Genomic DNA, 18614 nt, shown 5'->3' on the forward strand with positions numbered 1-18614 from the left:
GGGAGTCCACGCGGAGCGTAGGCGACCGACGACAACGCGGCGAGGCGCGGTGCCAGGGCACGCGAGCCCAGCAAGATCCAAACGAGAGGCCCTAGATGGCGTTCCGCGACGGTGGCGATGCCGAACAGGAGGCTCACCGTCTCGAACCGGTGCCGCGGCGGGACTCGGTCGTCCGTGGCGAGGGCGGAAAGCAGGGCGACGCCGTCGGCGGTGTCCGCTTGGCAGGTGTCCTGGTGGAGGATCTCGCTGTAGAAGTCGCGCAGGAAGCCCCTGTCGTTCCAGGACGGGTCCGCCGAAGGACTGAACAACATCGCCGATTGCGGAGGCCGAAGGCCCCGCAGGCGATCGACGACGACGTCCCGGAAGATCCGCCGGATCGGCGGACCGAAGACATGACCGGCCTCCGACGCCTCCTGAAGGCCGGTGCCGGTCGCGTCGTCCGTCAAATCGGTCTCCCGCCATGCCCGCCATCGCCCAGCCGTACCATCTTGCTCCGAGCCGGTGACCGAGGGATTCACTCCAGCTCGGCCGCGTCGGAGTCAGCGGGCTTCGGAGGCCTCTGGTGACCGCACTCCAGCCGGGTGCCGTTGGCATCCGCGACCGCGTACTCCAGGACAATCTTGTGAGGGTCGCCGTCCTCATAGAGCCACACCGTGATGCCCTCCCGCCAGATAGAGGTGGAGAACCAGACATCGATTCCCTCGGCGTCGGGTGCGACCGTGAAGACCTCCCCGGGTTTCAGCCAGTAGTCCTCACCGTACGGCTCGATGAAGAGACACAGGTCGCCGTCGCCCGCGTTCTCCACAGGCAGCCTGCCGCGTCCCCACTGGCCCCCCGGAGCCTTCGCCATTCCTGCGAACCTCAGCCTCCGCACAGTATCGGTGTGGCCCCGCCGCGCCCTTTTCAAGGCCCTCAAGCCGGACAGGTCCTTGCGGGACAGGCCTCGGTGGCGTGGTGCGTGGTGGCCTGGTGCGTGGTGGCTGGGGATGGGCCGGGCACCGGCGGGACCTGTGTCCAGGTGCCGCCCGTGGTCGCCACGACGATGATCGCGGCCGGTATCCCCCGGTCTGCGTACCGGCGCCGGCCACCACCCCGGGGCGCTTCCGCGCCCCCCGCCACCAGCCGGCGGTTACGCCCTGCCCGTCACCTTCTTGACCAGCTTGGCGAGACCAGAGGATCCGCCGCTGGGCTTGGCCTCCTTCAGCGCCTTCTCCAGCTGGGCGAAGTGGTCCTTGCGGGTCCGGCTCAGGTATTCGTCCGAGGTCAGCGGCTTGGCTATCTTCCAGGCGCGGCGGTGGTCACCCTCGTAGTGGGCGACATAGGCCTTGGCGAGTTCGATCACGGCCTTGAACGGGATCCCCTTGGTGTAATCCCGGTCGACGACGTCCTGGACGGCCGACATCAGCTTCAGCTTCTCGTCGATGTCGAAGGCGTCCTCGGCTATGGCCTGGAGCACATCCTGCGGGATGGGCTTGACCACCTCGAAGGCCAGTGTGGAGCGGATGGGCGGCCCGGCGATCTCGATGTACGGGAGCAGCAGACCTGTGCTGTAGTGCAGCCACGGCAGCCGGGGGCTGGCGAAGTCCTGGTGCAGCAGCACGGAGCCCGGCTCCAGGCGGGGCAGGAAGCGCTCGGCCACACAGCGGAAGACCCGTGAGGTCTTGGCGATGTCGACGTGCAGGAACTCGATGGGGCTGTGGTCCTCGGGGTCCGACGTCTGCCAGATGTCGCCGGGGTGCAGCTCGATGAAGTCGATGAACGGGTTCAGCTTGTCCTTGAAGTCGTCGAGGAAGGAGTTGCTGTCTTCGGGCGCGACCCCGGCGGAGAAGAATTTCTCGGAGGCGAAGGTGCCCTTGCCGACCCGGAAGAAGTCGTACGCGTGCAGCTTGTTCTTTCTCTCGTCGAAGGCGGGGTTCTCCTTCAGACCGAGCGCGAACGCGTACGTCGAGCCGCCGCCGCCCGACCCCAGCTCGATCACCTTGCCCTCTCCCGTCAGCCGATGGCGTCCCAACAGGTAGAGAAAACGCAATTCCCACGCGCTCACCTGGGAGTAAGGGATCGCGTCCGGAAGCACAACGTCGTTGATCTGTTGGTAGAGCTTGCTGAGCGGCGCCACGGGTACCTCGGGGTCTCAGTCGGTTGGACGGGTCGCGATATTAAACGTCATTTCGTGGGAGATTCGTCGATGAAAACCAGCGATGGATTCGAAGATTTCCTCACCCTTCATGTTCCGGACGCACAGTGTTGCGCCGATGTTCCCTTTATGGATCCGAGCGGGTTGATCTTGGCGTCGGGGTGACCGCGCGGCGAACGCCGTACGCGCCGCCCCCGGCGGCAGCTCGTGCACAGACGGTTCACCGCTCCTCACCAGGCATTACCTGTCGTGTCCCGGTTCACCGACCGAGACCAGGGGGTGAGGCCTGGCTGAGGTGGTGCTTCGGAGTGGGTACTCCAGATGATTGATTCTGAAGGGGTTTGATCGGAGTCGGGCATCATGCACGGGTGAGCATCATCGTTGAGTTCTTCGTCGCCCCGGATGACGCGTCAGCCGCTCTCGCGCTGGGGACCGGGCCGGGACGTGTCTTCGAAGCGCTTTCGTGCGGCAACTTCGATCCTGAGGAAGCTGTGGTCGAGTGGGAGTGCCTCTTTGATGGTGGCGACTTCGAGGACCGCGTCGACACCGGTGAGCCGCGCGTCATCGCTGGGGAGGCCGATGACGGCTGTGTCGTTTTTGTGGTCTCTCACGTCCTGTTCACGGCCCTCGTCCGGGCGGAGCGGTTGCGGTTGCACGAGATCGCGGCCTCGTGGGTCGGGCGGCGAGCGGAGGACGGAGAGGTCATCGAGGCGGATGTGGCTGGTCAGATCCTGAGCGATCTGGCCGCACTCGCCCGCAGCGCCGCGAGGCAGCACCAGGGGCTGTACTGCTGGGTCGCGTAAGAATCATGCGCGGAGCCGGACGACCAGGTGACGGTCGAGGGTGACACGGCCAGTGCGCCCCGGCTCCCTGCCCGGCCGCCGGGGTGCGGGCAGTGTCGGGTGGTGTCAGGTATCAGATGACGAAAGACTGAGCGCATGACTATACGAAAGACGCTCGGTTCGTCCGATCTCAAGGTTCACCCGCTCTGCCTCGGCGGCAATGTCTTCGGCTGGGGCGCCGACGAGGCAGAGTCCTTCGCGATCCTTGACGCCTACGTCGCCGCCGGCGGGAACTTCGTCGACACCGCCGACACCTACACCGCGGGTGCCGCGGGCAATGTGGGCGGCGAGTCCGAGACCATCATCGGCAAGTGGATGGCCGCGCGCGGCAACCGCTCCGATGTCGTCGTCGCCACCAAGGTGGGCATCCACCCGCAGTTCAAGGGCCTGGCGCCCGCCAACATCAGGGCAGCGGCCGAGGCCTCGCTGCGCAGGCTCGACACGGACTACATCGACCTCTACTTCACACACTTCGACGACACGTCCGTGCCGGTCGAGGAGATCATCACCACCCTCGACGCCCTGGTGAAGGAGGGCAAGGTCCGTGCGATAGCCGCCTCCAACATCAGCCCTGAGCGTCTGTCCGCCTCCCTCGCGTTCTCCGAACGCGAGGGTCTGGCACGCTATGCCGCGCTCCAGCCGCACTACAACCTGGTCTCGCGGGACAGCTACGAGGGCGAGCTGCAGGACATCGTCGAGCGCCACGGTATGGGCTGCCTCCCCTACTTCTCGCTCGCCGCGGGCTTCCTGACCGGCAAGTACCGCCCCGGCACGTCCGTGGACAGCGTCCGGCTCAACCGGGTCGCCCCGTATCTGGAGTCCGAGAGCGCCGCCAGGGTCCTCGCCACGCTCGACAAGATCGTCGAGGCGCGCGGGGCGGAGATGGCGACGGTCGCACTGGCCTGGCTGGCGCAACGGCCCACCGTGGTCGCGCCGATCGCGTCCGCGCGTACGGTCGGACAGCTCCCCCCGCTGCTCGCGATGAGCGACTTCCGGCTGACGGACGCGGAGATGACCGAGCTGACGGAGGCGTCCGCCTGAATCCGGCGCCGTGACGCCCGTGTCAGGGTGTCAGGGGGGACGGGCGTCCTGTTGGTGGTGGGGGGCGGCGGGGGCGGTGAGCCGGGCGCGCGCCGCCCCCTCACCCCGGTCACGGCGGACGGCACAAGACCCGCGCCCGTGGAACGGGCGGTGTTGTGACGGGCCGTCGTGCTGCCGGAGGACCGGACCCGGAAGCGGGAAGGGACGTCTGTCCCGTCGGATCAGAAAGCGCGGATCAGAAAGCGCGGATCAGAGGGCGCGGCCCAGCAGGTCCAGGAGTGCCTTCCAGTGGCGGTCCGCGGCCCCGGCGTCGTACGCCGCGGTGTCGGCCTGTGTGAAGCCGTGGTGGGCGCCGTCGTAGACCTCGGTGTGGTGCACGACACCCGCGGCGGTGAGAGCGTCCTCAAGGCGGTCGATCTGCTCCGGGGGCATCGCGGAGTCCTGGTCGGCGTGGCCGAAGTAGACCTCGGCGGTGATGCGGTCGGCGAGCAGATGGGGACTGTCCGGCGCCTCGCTCGCCAGGTACGCGCCATGGAAGCCCGCGATGGCGGCGACCCGGTCCGGATAGGTGCCGGCGGTGCGCAGGGCCAGGCCGGCGCCCATGCAGTAGCCGGTGATACCCACCGGTCCGTCCATGGTCAGAGGCGAGGCGCTCAGCCACGCGAGGTAGGAACCGGCGTCACGCATGGCCGCCTCCGGTGTCAGCGACTGCATGGCCGGGCGGAGGTTCTGGAAGATCTCCGGGCGCTCGGCCGGGTTGATGAACTCGGGGAGTTCCACCACGGGAGCCCGTCCGTGGCGGTACATCACGTTGGGTACCAGGACGGTGTAGCCCGCCGCGGCCACACGGTCCGCCATCTTCGTCAAGTGCGGGCGCAGTCCGAAGGCGTCCATGTAGAACAGGACGGCGGGGTGCGGGACGCCGTCGTCGGGGTGGGTCAGATAGGCGTCGGCGATGCCGTCCTGGGTGGGGATGTCGATGGTCGATCCGTGCACGGTGGTCATGCGGCTGGCTCTCTTCGTCATGTGTGGTGGGTGTGACACCCGTCCATGACCTCGGTCATGGGGTGACCGGGACCGGTCCCGTCGGAAGCTCACGTTACGGAGCATCGCGACGAGGAGATCACCCGGCCTCCGGTGAAGCGGAAAGGGCTGGAAGGAGCTGGAAAGAGCCGGAAGGGGCTGGAAGCGGCTTGCGGGCGATGCCTTCACCGGTCCGGCGGGCGTCTCCAGGTGCGGGAGGCCGGTCAGATGGCGGCCCAGCCGTCATCGACCGGCAGAATGGCGCCGTTGATGAAGGCCGCCGCTTCGGAGGCGAGGAAGACGATGGCCGCGGCCTGCTCCTCGGCGCTGCCCATCCGGCCGATGGTGGCGCCTATGAGCTGCCCGACCGTCGCGGGGCCATGGGCTCCGGGGACCGCGTCGACCTTGACGTTCGTCGCGGTCGGACCGGGCGCGATGGCGTTGGCGCGGATGCCCTGCTTCCGGTACATCACCGCGAGGTTCTTGACGAGGCCTATGACGCCGTGTTTCGAGGCGGTGTACGCGGCACCGGCCGCGCTGCCGCGGAGACCGGCTTCGGAGGCGGTGAAGATGATGGAGCCGCGCCCCGCCGCCAGCATGTGCGGCAAGGCCGCCCGTGTGAGCATGAACGGTGCGGTCAGGTTGACGCGCAGTGTGCGCTGCCACTCGGCGTCGTCGGTGTCGCCGACGGCTGACATACGGTCCATGACACCGGCGTTGTTCACGAGGACGTCCACACCGCCGAAGGCCTCGACGGTCCTGCCCACGACCTCGTCGACCACCCGCTGTTCGCCGAGATCACCGACGACGGCCAGGGCGGTGCCCTTCGCCCGCTCGATCTCCTCGACGGTCGAGGCGGCGCCTTCCTGGTCGAGGTCGGCGACGAGAACTCTCGCGCCCTCGTCCGCGAACCTGAGTGCGGCGGCCCGCCCGATACCGGACGCCGCCCCGGTGACGATGACAGCGCGTCCTGCCAGATCGGTGCTGATCATGATGTGTTCCTTCCCGGCTGCCCGGCTGCCCGGCTGCCCGGCTCCCTGGCTCCCTGGCTTTCCGACTGGTCGGCTTGCTGACGAGCGGGGCAACGGTCAGTCGGGAGTGGTGCTCCCGCTGCCGGTGGTGGCGCCGTGAGCCCGGGACGGCGACAGCCTCAGTACGGTGCCCTCGCCGTCGGCCGAGAGGAGGAGCGAGCCGTCGGGCGAGGCGGCGAGGCCGGCGAACCGGATGGGCAAGCCCGGCATACCGTGGGTGAAGAGCGCCGGTTCGGTTCGGGCGGTGAGGCCGGGGGGCGCTCCGACCGCCAAGTTCTCGGCGTCGATCCTGCTCTCCCCCGTGGTGAGGGAGATCGCCCGCAGCCGGCGCGGCGCGGTCTCCACCGTGAACAACTCCTCGCCCAGGACGGCCAGTCCCTGCGGCGCGCCGAGACCCTCCGCGACGGCCGTCGTCTCCCCGTCGCCGATCCGGAACACCGCCCCGGTCCGGTCGTCACTGACATAACAGCGCCCCTCGGCGTCGAAGGCTATGTCCACGGGGTGTTCGAGCCCGTCGGCGAGTACGGTGACGGTGTCGTGCTCATCGATGGCCAGGACCCGGCCCGCGTCCGACTCGGCGACGACGAGCCGGCCGCCAGGGTCCACCGCGATCCCCATGGGCCGGTTCAGTCCTCTGGCCCGTACCCGCGTCGTCCGGTGCTCGGAGTCGTAGGTCCGGACCTCGCCGTACTGCGATGTGAGGTGCAGGAGTGTGCCCTCCGACGCGATCCCGTGGGCGAAGGGCATGAGGGCGTGTGTCGTCACACCGCTCCCGTCGCCCTCCACCGGACTCTCGGGGCCGGCCAGCCGGTAGTGGTCGGCCGCGTAGACCGTGCCCGCCAGATCGACCGTCACCCCGAAGGGGCCGTCGAGTCCGCGGGGAACGATCTCCCGGGTCCGCCCGTCGGGGTGCATCTCGGTGACGCCGCCGCTCGCGAAACTGGAGACGAACATGCGGTTCTCCGCGTCGAAGGCCGCGTTGTCCAGACCCACGACACCGCTGGTGACGATCGAACGGGAGCCGGTTCCGTGCAGGTCGATCCGGGTGACGATGCCGGCCGCGCCGCGTGACAGGACGGTCATGACGCCACCCCGGTCGAAGCGTACGGCGACCGGTTCGTGCACGTCCTCCGCGACCAGTTCTGGTGTACCGCCGTCGGGGGACAGACGCCAGACCTGACCGCTGATCATGTGCGGGTAGTACAGACAACCGTCCGGACCGAGTTGCATCGCGTTGCCCAGGGCCAGTCCGTCGGTCAGCACCACCGGGTCACGGCCGTCGGGGAACAGCTCCATCAGCCGGCCGTTCATCCTCATCTCGTTGACGAAGAGCCGGTCTCCGACACAGGTGATGCCGTTGGGGACCTTCATCCGATCGGACACGAGGCTGTATTCGCCGTGCGGAGTACGCCGCCACACCCTGCCGGGCACCAGGTCGGCGATATACATCGAGCCGTCCGTCCCGAAGGCGAGGTCGTCGGGCGACCGGACCGGACCGTCCATCGGCACCACCACCTCGACGTCCCCGCTGACCGGGTCCACGGCGCTGATCCGGCCGGCGAGGAACTGTGCCACGTAAAGGCGCCCGTCGGGCCCGAAGGCGACACCGTTCGAACCCCACAGCGGATTCGGCGGATTGAGCCTCTTCACCTTCCAGCGGCTGCTCGTGGGCCGCTCACGGCCGGTCTTGTCATATCGGCTGGGATACGCGGTCCCCGACTCCGTCACCTTCTCGCGCCCTCTCACTCGGACCCGACGAGGACGTCCGTCATCCCGCCGTCCTCGCGCCAGTGCCTGAGGAGTTCATGGAACGCGACGGGCCCGTCCCCGTAGGACTGGCCGCGCTCCCGTGGCATGCCCTCGTTGTTGTAGTAGCCGGGGGTGCACTCGGCCTGGAAGCTGTAGAGGTCGGCGCTCTTCTGGCGGATCGTGGCCACCCAGGCCGCCTCCGCCTCACCGGAAGGCTCCACATAACGGGCCCGCCTCCTGCGCGCCTGGGCGACGACTTCGGCCACATGGATCGCCTGTTCGTCGAGGACATGGGCGAAGTTGACGGCACTGGCGTTCTGCAGCGGACCGAGCTGGAAGAGATTGGGGAAGCCGTGGCTGTAGAAGCCGTGCAGCGTCCTCGGACCGTTCTTCCACGCCTCAGCCAGGGTGACGCCTCCTCTGCCGTGCACCGGCAGGGATCCGTTGAGGATCGCGGAGGCACCGACCTCGAAGCCGGTCGCGAAGATGACGCAGTCGACCTCGTAGGCGACCCCGCCCACCACCACGGCGTTCTCGGTGACGCGTTCCACACCGTGGCTGTCGGCCGTGTCGACCAGGGTGACGTTCGGCCGGTTGAACGTCTGCAGATAGGTGTCGCTGAACGTGGGCCGCTTGCACATGTAGCGGTACCAGGGCTTGAGCGTCTCCGCCGCCGACGGATCCTCGACGACGGCGTCGACCCGGGCGCGGATCTCGTTCATCTTCTGGAAGTCGGCCATTTCGTACGCGTGTTCCCGCTCGTCCGCCGGAACGTCCGCGTAGCTGTTGGTCGGGATGAGTTTCTGCTGGAGCCGGGCGCTGCTGGTCCAGCCGTCGTCGACCAGGTCCTCGTCCGCCCGGCCGCCCGTGACCAGTGTGAGGAAGTTGTCCATGCGGCGGCGCTGCCAGCCGGGGGTCAGTGAGGCGGCCCAGTTCTCGTCCGTGGGGCGGTTGCCGCGCGTGTCGACCGAGGAGGGCGTGCGCTGGAACACGTACAACCGCTCCGCGCCGGCCCCGAGATGGGGTACGCACTGGATGGCGGTGGCGCCGGTGCCGATCAGGCCGACGCGTTTGTCGGCGAGCCGGTGCAGATTCCCGTCGGCGTCACCGCCGGTGTACGCGAAGTCCCAGCGGCTGGTGTGGAACGTGTGTCCCTTGAAGGTCTCGATGCCGGGGATGCCGGGGAGTTTCGCCTGGCTGAGCGTTCCGCCGGCCACCACCACGTAGCGTGCCCGCATCCGGTCGCCCCGGTCGGTGCCGACGATCCACTCCGACTCGTTCTCGTCCCAGCGTAATTCGGTCGCCCGGGTCTGGAAACAGGCGTCGCGGTACAGATCGAAGGTCCGTCCGACGGCCCGCGCGTGCTGCCGTATCTCCTCGCCGGGCGCGTACTTCCACTTCGGTAGGTAGCCGACCTCTTCGAGCAGCGGCATATAGACGTACGACTCGATGTCGCAGTGGATGCCGGGGTACCGGTTCCAGTACCAGGTCCCGCCGAAGTCCGCGCCTTGCTCGATCACCCGGATCGAGTCCACGCCCGCCTGGCGCAGGCGTGCGCCGGCGAGCAGTCCGCCGAGTCCGCCACCGATGACGACGGCCTCGACCCGGTCGTGCAACGGGTCGCGGGAGAACGACGGATCGGCGTGCGGGTCGTCGGCGTAGTAGCCGAACCGCCCGGCCGTGCGCTGGTATTGCCCGGTGCCCTCGGGCCGGATCCTGCGGTCCCGTTCGGCGCGGTAGCGGGCCCGGAGCGCCTCGGGGTCGAATCCGGGATCCCGCGGGCCGGTGGGGGAGGGCGAGGTGTGGGGGGCGGACATAGGGGTGTCCTGTTCCTCTCTGCGGACCGTGGTGGTGAGCCACTGGAGCGGCCTCCGTAGCCTCACAAAAATCTTCCCATCGCGCAAGATTGCCCTGTGTGCATGTTTGCGCTCCGGGGCTATGCTCACCGGGTGATGTCCGCAGGTCTGCGTGAACGGAAGAAGGCGGCGACCCGTCAGGCACTCCATGACGCGGCCGTACGGCTCGCCATGGAGCACGGGGTGGAGAACCTCACGGTCGAGGCGATCGCCGACGCGGCCTTCGTCTCCCGGCGCACGTTCTCCAACTACTTCTCCAGCAAGGAACAGGCGCTGTTCCACCGTGACCGGACACAAGTGGCGCGGCTGGTCGAACTCGTCCACGCCCGCCCCGAGCTCGAATCCCCCCTGGAGGCGCTGACCCGGGCCGCCGAGCAGATGAGCGGTGAACGGCCGGGGAGCGCCGCCGATGAGCGACGCTACCGAACGCTGCGCACGCATCCCTCGCTGCTTCCCGAACTGGTCGCCACCTACACCGCGTTCGAACGGGATCTGGCCACCGTGGTGGAGCGGCGCTTCCGTGCCGGACCGGACGCCGGTCTTCAGGCGCGGTTCCTGGCCGCGGCCTTTCTGGCGGTACTCCGCGTCGTCGGCCAGGCGGCTCTTGAGCAGCCCGACCGGAACGTCGTCGACCTCATCCGCCTGGCCACCCCGTTGACCTGGCAGAACCCCCGCTGAGAGAGCGCGCTCCGCCGGCACGGGACTCAGTCCCGGCAGGCCTTCGTCACACGCTGTCCCGGTAGGCCTTCATCAGGTTCAGCCAGACCTCGCTGATCGAGGGGAAGCAGGGCACGGCGTGCCAGAGCCGTTCGACGGGGACCTGCCCGGCGACGGCGACGGTGGCGGAGTGGAGGAGCTCACTGACACCGGGGCCGGCGAAGGTCACCCCGAGCAGATGGCCTCGGTCGAGGTCGACCACCATACGGGCCCGGCCCTGGTAGCCGTCGGCGTACAGACTCGCGCCGACGACCTCGCCGAGGTCGACATCGACCACCTTCACACGGTGACCGGCCCGCTCGGCCTGTTCGGCGGAGAGGCCGACCGCCGCCGCCTCCGGGTCGGAGAAGAAGACCTGCGGTACCGCGTGCCGGTCCGCGGTGGCGGCGTGGGCACCCCAGGGCGAGGTGTCGACCGGCTGTCCGGTGGCGCGGGCGCCGATGGCGTCGCCGGCGATCCGTGCCTGGTACTTGCCCTGATGTGTGAGGAGGGCGTGGTGGTTCACATCGCCCATCGCGTACAGCCAGCCGGCCTCGACGTCCCGTACTCGGCAGGTCTCGTCGGTCTCCAGCCAGGACCCGGGGGTGAGGCCCACCGTCTCCAGGCCGATGTCGTCCGTGCGCGGGGTCCTGCCGATGGCGAACAGCACCTCGTCGGCCTCCAGTTCGCCGCCGTCGTCCAGCGTCAGGGTGACCGGTCCGGTGCCGTCCGGACGGCTGAGCCGGGTGACGGAGACATTGACGCGCACGTCCACCCCGGCCTCCTTGAGCCCGTTGGCGACCACCTCACCGGCGAAGGGCTCCATCCGGGGCAGCAGACCGGGGCGGCGGGAGAGCAGGGTGACCGCGGCTCCCAGGCCCTGCCAGGCGCTGGCCATCTCCACACCGACACCGCCGGCGCCGACGACGGCGAGCCGCCCGGGGACCGTGCTGGAGTCGGTGGCCTCGCGATTGCTCCAGGGCCGGGCCTCGGTGACACCGGGCAGGTCGGGCAGTACGGCGTCGCTGCCGGTGGTCACGGCCACGGCGTGCCGGGCGGCCAGTACCACCGGCGCGCCGTCGGAGGGGGTGACGGCGACCCGGCGTGGCCCGTCCAGCCGCCCATGGCCGCGGACCAGCTCGGCGCCGACGCCAGCGAGCCGGTCGGCCTGTCCGCCGTCGTCCCAGTTGTGCACAAAACGGTTGCGGCGGGCGAACACACCCGGCGCGTCGAGCGGACCGGAGACCGCCTCCCGCGCGCCTTCGACACGGCGGGCGTCCCCGACGGCGACGACCGGGCGCAGCAGTGCCTTGCTCGGGATGCACGCCCAGTAGGAACACTCGCCGCCGACCAGTTCCTTCTCCACCACCGCGACACTCAGTCCGGCGGCGCGGGCCCGTTCGGCGGCGATCTGGCCGACAGGGCCCGCGCCGATGACGATCACGTCATACGTGTTCTCCGCCGGGACTCCTGCTGCTTCGCTCATGATCCGCTCCCATCCTTCGCATCTTCCGCCGCGGGGCCGCGCCCGCCATCGGATCACACGGTGCGAGGGGGTGAGCGTGCGCGACATGCCAGGACGGAGGAAGACCACCGCGAAGAAGACCTCCCCGCTTCGGCCGGTTGCCCGTCCGCTTCCACCGGTCGCCCGCCCGGCGTGCGTCAGAGCGCGTCAGGGCGCGTCAGTGCGCCTCGGCCGTGGTCGGGAAGCTCCTCGTACGGCGCTCCGTCAGGAGGGCGTCACGTATCTCGCCCGCCCTCACCGCCGTATTGGACAGCAGGGTCGAGGTGATCCCGTGGGTGTGCTCGGTGCCGCCCTGGAGGTAGACGCCCGCCGTCACATTCGGGGCGGTCACGACCCGGTGGTCCCGGCCGACCAGGAGCGCGTCCTCCTCGTCGCGCAGACAGAGCTTGCCGATCCCGCCGAGGCGTTCACCGAGATCCTGCGGCCGGTAGCCGGTGGCGTGGACGAGGATGTCGGCGGCGAGCACTTCCCGCTCGCCGGTCGGCAGGTACTCCACGGTGACGTCGAGCCGGTCGTCGTGTGTTTCGACCTCGCGGATCCGGGAGACGTTCAGCATGCGCAGCCGGGGCCTGCCCCGCACCTTCTCCTGGTACATGGTCCGGGACAGGGACTCGATCAGGTCCATGTCCACCACGGAGTAGTTGGTGGAGCGGTGGTAGTCGAAGAGCGACCGCTTCACCCCGCGCGGCGCGTTGTAGTAGATGTCGACTGCCTCGGGGTCGAAGATCCGGTTGGCCATGGGGCTGTCGTCGGCCGGGGTGTAGCCGTACTTGGCGAATACCGAACAGATCTCCGCGTCGGGGAAGTTGCGGTGCAGATAGTCGACGGCCTCCGCCGCGCTCTGCCCGGCGCCGAGCACCACGGCGCGCCGCACCGGGGTGTGACGGCCGGTCAGCCCGGCCACCCTGGGGATCAGTTCGCTGTTGTGCCAGATACGGTCCGACAGGGCGGTGTCCGGCGGCAGATGGGGCTCCATACCGGTGGCGACCACGACATTGCGGGCCCGGCGCACGATCAGCCGCTCGGGGTCGGCCGGATCGCGGGTGCCGATGTCCAGCCAGCGCACCTCGCCCCCGGCCGTCACCGGTTCCACCGAGACGACCTCGGAACCGTAGGTCACGAGATCGCCGACCCGGGCCGCGGCCCATTCGAAGTAGTCGTGGAACTCGATGCGCAGCGGGAACAGCGTCTTCTGGTTGAGGAAGTCCACCAGCCTGCCCCGGTCGCTCAGATACGACAGGAAGCTGAAGTCGCTCGTCGGATCCCGCATCGTGACCAGGTCCTTGAGGAAGGAGACCTGCATCGTGGCGTCGTCGATCAGCATGCCCCGGTGCCAGCCGAAACGGGGTTGCTTCTCCAGGAATCCGGCACTTATCCGTTCATTGTCCGGATTCCGTGCGTTGTGCTCCTGGACTGCTATCGCGAGAGCCAGGTTCGACGGCCCGAAGCCGATACCCAGTACGTCATGGATGAAGTCCGGCCCGCTCTGCAGTGGGTTCACCGCGTCATCGCCTCCCTAAGTGATTACATATTAGGTAAGGTAAGGCTTACCTTGCAATGTTTGAGGAAGGATTCACCATGCGGGTCGTCATGTTCGGCTACCAAACCTGGGGTCACCGGACCCTCCAAGCGTTGCTGGACTCCGAGCACGAAGTGGTCCTGGTCGTGACCCATCCCAAGAGCGATCACGTCTACGAGAAGATCTGGGACGACTCGGTGGCCGAACTGGCCGAGAAGCACGGCGTACCCGTACTTCTGCGGAACAGGCCCGACGACGAGGAACTGCTGCGGACACTGCGCGAGGCGGCCCCCGACATCATCGTGGCGAACAACTGGCGTACGTGGCTGCCCCCGGAGATCTTCGACCTGCCCCCGCACGGCACGCTCAATGTCCACGATTCGCTGCTGCCGGCCTACGCGGGCTTCTCCCCGCTGATCTGGGCGCTGATCAACGGAGAGCCGGAGGTCGGGGTCACCGCTCACCGGATGGACGCTGAACTCGACGCCGGTGACGTCGTGTTCCAGCGGTCCGTGCCGGTCGGAGCCACCGACACCGCCACGGATCTCTTCCACAGGACGGTCGACCTCATCGGCCCGATCGTGACGGACTCCCTCGACGCCATCGCCTCCGGCACCGCCCGATGGGTCCCGCAGGACCGCTCCAGGGCCAGCTTCTTCCACAAGCGTTCCATCGAGGACAGCCGGATCGACTGGTCCTGGCCCGCCGAGGACCTGGAGCGGCTGATCCGCGCGCAGTCGGACCCCTACCCCAACGCCTTCACCCATCACCGCGGCCGGCGCATACGGATCGTCTCGGCGGCGCTCTCGCAGGCGCGTTACGGTGGCACCCCGGGCCGGATCTTCATCCGCGAGGGCGACGGTGTGGTCATCGTCGCCGGTCCCGACGCGCGTACGGGCCGGAGCAAGGGCCTTGTCATCAGGCGCCTGCGGACCGAGGACGGCACCGAACACGCCGCCACGGACTACTTCCGCACGATGGGCGGCTACCTGACCGCCCGCCCGTGAACGGGTTCCCCGCCCCGGCGGCGCTGGAGCGGCTGCGCGGCCGGACCGTCGTCGTCAAGTTCGGTGGCAGCGCGATGGTGGACGAGGAGCTGACGCGCGCCTTCGCGGACGATGTCGTGAGGCTGCGCCGCGCCGGTGTGCGGATGGTCGTCGTGCACGGCGGCGGGCCTCAGATCAGTGCCCAGCTCAAGCGTCTCGGGATCGGTTCACGGTTCGCGGCCGGCCTTCGGGTGACCACCCCGGAGACGATGGACGTCGTACGGATGGTGCTCTCCGGCAAAGTGCAGCGCGAACTCGTCGGCCTGCTCAACGAGCACGGACCGTACGCCGTCGGTCTCACCGGCGAGGACGCGCACACCCTCGTCGCCGAGCGGCGGTACGGCGAGGCGGGCGGCGAGGCCGTCGACATCGGCCTGGTGGGGAACATCACCAAGGTCGACACCACATTCGTGCGGATGCTGCTGGACCACGGTCATATCCCCGTCATCTCGCCGGTGGCCCGCGGGGAGTCCGGGGAGGTCTACAACATCAACGCCGACACGGCCGCGGGGGCGATCGCGGTCGCCCTGGAGGCCTGGACACTGGTGGTCCTCACCGATGTCGCGGGTCTGTACGCCCACTGGCCTCAGAGCGACCGGATCGTCGAGCGGCTCACCGCGGGCGACTTGGACCTGCTGCTGCCGGGGCTGGACGGGGGCATGCTGCCGAAGATGGAGGCGTGCGGGAACGCCGTCCGGGCCGGAGTCCGTACGGCGCGGGTCCTCGACGGCAGGGTCGCCCATGCCCTGCTGACCGGTCTGCTCCACCCGGGGCGCGGCGGTACGACGGTCCTGCCGGATACGGCGCCGGAGGACGAGGAGACGGGGAGCCTGCCTCCGTTCCGCCCGGCGAGCACGGTGCCGGTGCCCTGATCCGGACGGCGGCGCGGGGCCCGGGTACGAACGGGCCCCGGGCCGCCACCGTCTCAGAGCGACGCGGAGGCGGCGGGCCGTTCCGTGGTGTCGGTGTCGGTGTCGGTGTCGGCGTTGGCGGCGGTGTCGGCCGCGGGCCGGTCCGGTGTCTCGGCGGCCGGCCCCGGGGGCGTGTCGTGGTGGCGGCTCACCGGGATGACCATCGGCGTTCCGCTGACCGGATCGGTGACCACCTGGCAGCGCAGCCCGAAGACGTCCTCGACCGTCTGAGCGGTGATCACCTCGGCCGGAGCGCCCTCCGCCGCGATCGCGCCCGCCTTCATCGCGATGACGTGATCGGCGTAACGGCAGGCCTGGTTGAGATCGTGCAGCACCATGACGACCGTGCGCTTCTCGTGCCGGTTGAGGTCCTTGACCAGATCCAGCACGTCGATCTGGTGTGCCAGGTCGAGATAGGTCGTCGGCTCGTCCAGCAGCAGTACGGGCGTGCCCTGGGCGACCGCCATCGCGATCCACGCGCGCTGCCGCTGTCCGCCGGAGAGTTCGTCCACGGGACGGTCCGCGAGGTCCGTCATGGCGGTGGCGCGCAGCGCGTCGTGGACGGCCTGCTCGTCGCTCTTCGACCACTGCCGCCACCAGGTCTGGTGCGGTGAACGGCCGCGGCCGACCAGGTCGACGACCGTCAGCCCCTCCGGCGCGACCGGGCTCTGCGGCAGTATGCCGAGCCGCTGGGCCAGCTCCCGGGTCGGGATGGAGTGCAGGGCGAGACCGTCCAGTCGTACGGAACCGGCGCGCGGCGACAGCAGCCGGGCGAGCGCCCGCAGCAGGGTGGACTTCCCGCACGCGTTGGCCCCGACGATCGCGGTGATCCGGCCCGGTGGTATCGCCACATCGAGGCCGTCGACGACCACACGGTTGTCGTACGCCAGCCGCAGGCCCTCGGCCCGCAGATCCGGACCGGCGTGAGGTACGGGATTCGATGACACGGGTTCAGCCTCCTGAGCCGACGCGGTTGGCACGGACGAGCAGCCAGAGCAGGACCGGGGCGCCGAGCACTCCGGTGACGACGCCGACCGGGAGTTCGGTGCCCGGGATCACCTCGCGCGCGAGCAGATCGGCGGAGAGCACCATCAGAGCGCCGGTGAGACCGGCCGCGAGCGGCGGGGGCCAGGCGGTACCGGCCAGCCGCTGGGCGACCTGGGGCGCGGCCAGCGCCACGAAGGCGACCGGGCCGGCCGCGGCCGTGCCGAACGCGATCAGTCCGACTCCCGCGAGCAGGGTGGCCAGACGGACCGCCTGTACGGGCGTTCCCAGCCCCTTCGCCACGTCGTCGCCGAGCTGGAGCGTTCTCATCCAGCGGCCGAGCAGCAGCGCGACCGGTACCAGTACGGCCAGCGCGGTCGCCAGCGGCCCGACGGCGTTCCAGTCACGCCCGTTGAGGTTGCCGACGAGCCAGCCGAGCGATGCCTGTGCCTCGAACTGGCCGCCGTGCGCCATCAGATAGTCCGTGAGACTGGTGCAGATCCAGGAGACGCCGATGCCGACGAGCACGATCCGGTAGCCGGTCGTGCCGCGCTTCCAGGCCAGGACGTACACCAGCAGTGCGGTGGCCAACGCGCCGAGCAGGCCCAGCGACTGGGTGCTCAGACCCGCGTCCCAGCCGAGGACGATACCGGCCACCACGGCGGCACCGGCGCCCTGGGTGATACCGATCATGTCCGGGCTGGCGAGCGGATTGAGCGTCATGGTCTGGAAGAGGGCGCCGGAGACTCCGAACGCGATGCCGACGAGCAGCCCGGCCAGCGCCCTCGGCAGCCGCAGCTCATGAACGATGAGATCGGTGCCCGGATCGCCGGACCCGGCCAGGGACCGCATCACCTCGGTGATGCCGATCGGGACCTCGCCCACGGATATGCCGAGGCAGAACACCAGGAAGCCGACGAGCGCCAGACAGCCGGCGACGACGACCAGCCGGGGCCGTATCACACCGGAGACCGGCGGGCGGGCCAGCCGGAACGCGACACGGGCGGGGAGCCGGGGCGCGGTACGGGCGGGGGCGGAGGCGGGGGTACGGGGGGACAGCAGACCGGTCATGTTCACAGCTCCGCGAGTCGGCGGCGGCGGACCATCGCGATGAAGAACGGGCCGCCGATGAAGGCGACGAGGACACCGGCCTGGATCTCGACCGGCCGCGCGACGAGACGTCCGGCGATGTCGGCGAGGAGCAGCAGGCATGGGGCGAGCACGGCCGACAGCGGAAGGAGCCACCGGTGGTCGGGGCCGATCCCGGCCGCCTGGGTGAGGATACGCGCGATGTGCGGGACGACGAGACCGACGAAGACCACGGGCCCGATGACCGCCACCGCCCCGCCGGTGAGCAGTGTGACCGCGAGCACCCCCACCACCCGGATCAGACCGAGACGCGTTCCCAGCGAGGCCGCCACATCGTCGCCGAGGGCGAGGCTGTTGAGCGCGGGAGCCATCGACAGGGCGAGTACGGCACCGACGGCGAGGAACGGCAGCACCTGGACGAGGCTGTCGCCGTTCTGGGAGGCGAGCGAGCCCGCCTCCCAGAAGCGGAACCGGTTCAGGGCGTCGGGATCGGTGAGGACGATGGCGCTGGTGAGGGAGGAGAGCAGGGAGGTGATGGCGACGCCGGCCAGCGCCAGCTTCACCGGCGTCGTACCGGACCGGCCCAGTCCGCCCAGCAGATACACCAGCACACTGGCGAACAGCGCGCCCGCGAAGGCGAACCAGATGTATCCGTGGACGGTGCTCAGTCCGAACACCCCGATGGAGACCACGATGGCGAAGGCCGCGCCCGCGCTGACGCCGAGCACACCCGGGTCGGCCAGCGGGTTGCGCGTCAGGGCCTGCATCAGACAGCCGGACAGCCCGAGGGCCGCTCCCGCCGCCAGCCCGAGCGCGGTACGCGGCAGGCGGACGGACCAGATGACAGTGTCGATCCGGGAGTTCGGGGGATTCCCGAAGAGGGTCGACACCACCTGGTCGAGGGGAACGCTCAGGGCGCCGAACGCGATGGACAGCAGGCACAGGGTGATCAGGACGGTGCCGGGCAGCGCCACCAGCAGCACCGCGCGAGGCGCCCTGGGCACTGCGCGAGGGGCATTCGCCCCGGTCACCGGGCTCTCTCCACGTCAACGTCCTTACTTCGGGGCCGGGCCCTCACCTTAGCCAGCGCCTCAGCGCCCCGAAGATGAGTACCTCTATGTGATTAGGTAACCCTTACCTTAGTATGACGGCGACTCGGGCTCGACCC

At 69.5% G+C, this 18614-nt stretch carries 17 protein-coding genes; 5 read left to right on the forward strand and 12 right to left on the reverse strand.

Annotated features, from left to right (window positions below):
• The 3 genes from ACWGDX_RS08725 to ACWGDX_RS08735 all read right to left on the reverse strand — a co-directional run.
• A partial coding sequence (locus ACWGDX_RS08725; protein WP_453623593.1) for a hypothetical protein occupies positions 1-446 on the reverse strand: 446 nt, incomplete at its 3' end.
• A 68-nt stretch (positions 447-514) separates the two neighbouring features.
• Complete coding sequence (locus ACWGDX_RS08730) at positions 515-850, reverse strand: hypothetical protein (RefSeq protein WP_453623595.1); 336 nt, start codon at positions 848-850, stop codon at positions 515-517.
• Between the two features lie 279 nt (positions 851-1129).
• The gene (locus tag ACWGDX_RS08735; RefSeq protein WP_453623597.1) at positions 1130-2116 is read right to left on the reverse strand and encodes a class I SAM-dependent methyltransferase; all 987 of its coding nucleotides are present in this window, start codon (positions 2114-2116) and stop codon (positions 1130-1132) included.
• Between the two features lie 386 nt (positions 2117-2502).
• Here ACWGDX_RS08735 and ACWGDX_RS08740 point away from each other — a divergent pair, with 386 nt between their 5' ends.
• Both ACWGDX_RS08740 and ACWGDX_RS08745 read left to right on the forward strand, forming a co-directional pair.
• On the forward strand, positions 2503-2937 hold the full coding sequence (locus tag ACWGDX_RS08740; protein WP_453623599.1) for a hypothetical protein: 435 nt from the start codon (positions 2503-2505) through the stop codon (positions 2935-2937).
• Between the two features lie 135 nt (positions 2938-3072).
• Positions 3073-4017 (forward strand): aldo/keto reductase, encoded by a 945-nt coding sequence (locus ACWGDX_RS08745; RefSeq protein ID WP_453623601.1) that lies wholly within the window; start codon positions 3073-3075, stop codon positions 4015-4017.
• Between the two features lie 249 nt (positions 4018-4266).
• Here ACWGDX_RS08745 and ACWGDX_RS08750 read toward each other — a convergent pair whose 3' ends face one another.
• The 4 genes from ACWGDX_RS08750 to ACWGDX_RS08765 form a co-directional block, all read right to left on the reverse strand.
• Positions 4267-5022 (reverse strand): dienelactone hydrolase family protein, encoded by a 756-nt coding sequence (locus ACWGDX_RS08750; protein WP_453623602.1) that lies wholly within the window; start codon positions 5020-5022, stop codon positions 4267-4269.
• 242 nt (positions 5023-5264) lie between these two features.
• Positions 5265-6032, reverse strand: coding sequence for an SDR family NAD(P)-dependent oxidoreductase (locus ACWGDX_RS08755; RefSeq protein WP_453623604.1), 768 nt, complete (start codon positions 6030-6032; stop codon positions 5265-5267).
• 96 nt (positions 6033-6128) lie between these two features.
• On the reverse strand, positions 6129-7799 hold the full coding sequence (locus ACWGDX_RS08760) for a hypothetical protein (RefSeq protein ID WP_453623606.1): 1671 nt from the start codon (positions 7797-7799) through the stop codon (positions 6129-6131).
• A gap of 14 nt (positions 7800-7813) precedes the next feature.
• Positions 7814-9637, reverse strand: a complete 1824-nt coding sequence (locus ACWGDX_RS08765) for a flavin-containing monooxygenase (RefSeq protein WP_453623608.1) — start codon at positions 9635-9637, stop codon at positions 7814-7816.
• Positions 9638-9772: 135 nt separating this feature from the next.
• On the opposite strand from ACWGDX_RS08765, the gene ACWGDX_RS08770 reads away from it, so the two are divergent.
• On the forward strand, positions 9773-10354 hold the full coding sequence (locus ACWGDX_RS08770; RefSeq protein WP_453623767.1) for a TetR/AcrR family transcriptional regulator: 582 nt from the start codon (positions 9773-9775) through the stop codon (positions 10352-10354).
• A 46-nt stretch (positions 10355-10400) separates the two neighbouring features.
• Here ACWGDX_RS08770 and ACWGDX_RS08775 read toward each other — a convergent pair whose 3' ends face one another.
• The gene (locus tag ACWGDX_RS08775; protein WP_453623610.1) at positions 10401-11858 is read right to left on the reverse strand and encodes a dihydrolipoyl dehydrogenase family protein; all 1458 of its coding nucleotides are present in this window, start codon (positions 11856-11858) and stop codon (positions 10401-10403) included.
• Positions 11859-12054: 196 nt separating this feature from the next.
• Positions 12055-13398: a lysine N(6)-hydroxylase/L-ornithine N(5)-oxygenase family protein gene (locus ACWGDX_RS08780; protein WP_453623611.1), complete on the reverse strand. Its 1344-nt coding sequence runs from the start codon at positions 13396-13398 to the stop codon at positions 12055-12057.
• Between the two features lie 77 nt (positions 13399-13475).
• Here ACWGDX_RS08780 and ACWGDX_RS08785 point away from each other — a divergent pair, with 77 nt between their 5' ends.
• Positions 13476-14423 (forward strand): methionyl-tRNA formyltransferase, encoded by a 948-nt coding sequence (locus tag ACWGDX_RS08785; protein WP_453623613.1) that lies wholly within the window; start codon positions 13476-13478, stop codon positions 14421-14423.
• Complete coding sequence (gene argB / locus ACWGDX_RS08790) at positions 14420-15334, forward strand: acetylglutamate kinase (protein WP_453623615.1); 915 nt, start codon at positions 14420-14422, stop codon at positions 15332-15334. The genes ACWGDX_RS08785 and argB overlap by 4 nt, the downstream gene beginning before the upstream one ends.
• 53 nt (positions 15335-15387) lie before the next feature.
• On the opposite strand, the gene ACWGDX_RS08795 is transcribed toward argB, so the two are convergent.
• From ACWGDX_RS08795 to ACWGDX_RS08805, 3 genes are read right to left on the reverse strand one after another with little or no spacing between them, the layout of a single operon-like run.
• Positions 15388-16320: an ABC transporter ATP-binding protein gene (locus ACWGDX_RS08795; protein WP_453623617.1), complete on the reverse strand. Its 933-nt coding sequence runs from the start codon at positions 16318-16320 to the stop codon at positions 15388-15390.
• A gap of 4 nt (positions 16321-16324) precedes the next feature.
• Entirely contained in the window at positions 16325-17428 is a 1104-nt protein-coding gene (locus ACWGDX_RS08800; protein WP_453623619.1) for a FecCD family ABC transporter permease, read from the reverse strand.
• Positions 17429-17430: 2 nt separating this feature from the next.
• Positions 17431-18450 (reverse strand): FecCD family ABC transporter permease, encoded by a 1020-nt coding sequence (locus ACWGDX_RS08805; RefSeq protein WP_453623622.1) that lies wholly within the window; start codon positions 18448-18450, stop codon positions 17431-17433.
• Positions 18451-18614: the final 164 nt, after the last annotated feature.

The sequence above is a fragment of the Streptomyces sp. NPDC055025 genome (assembly GCF_053608565.1).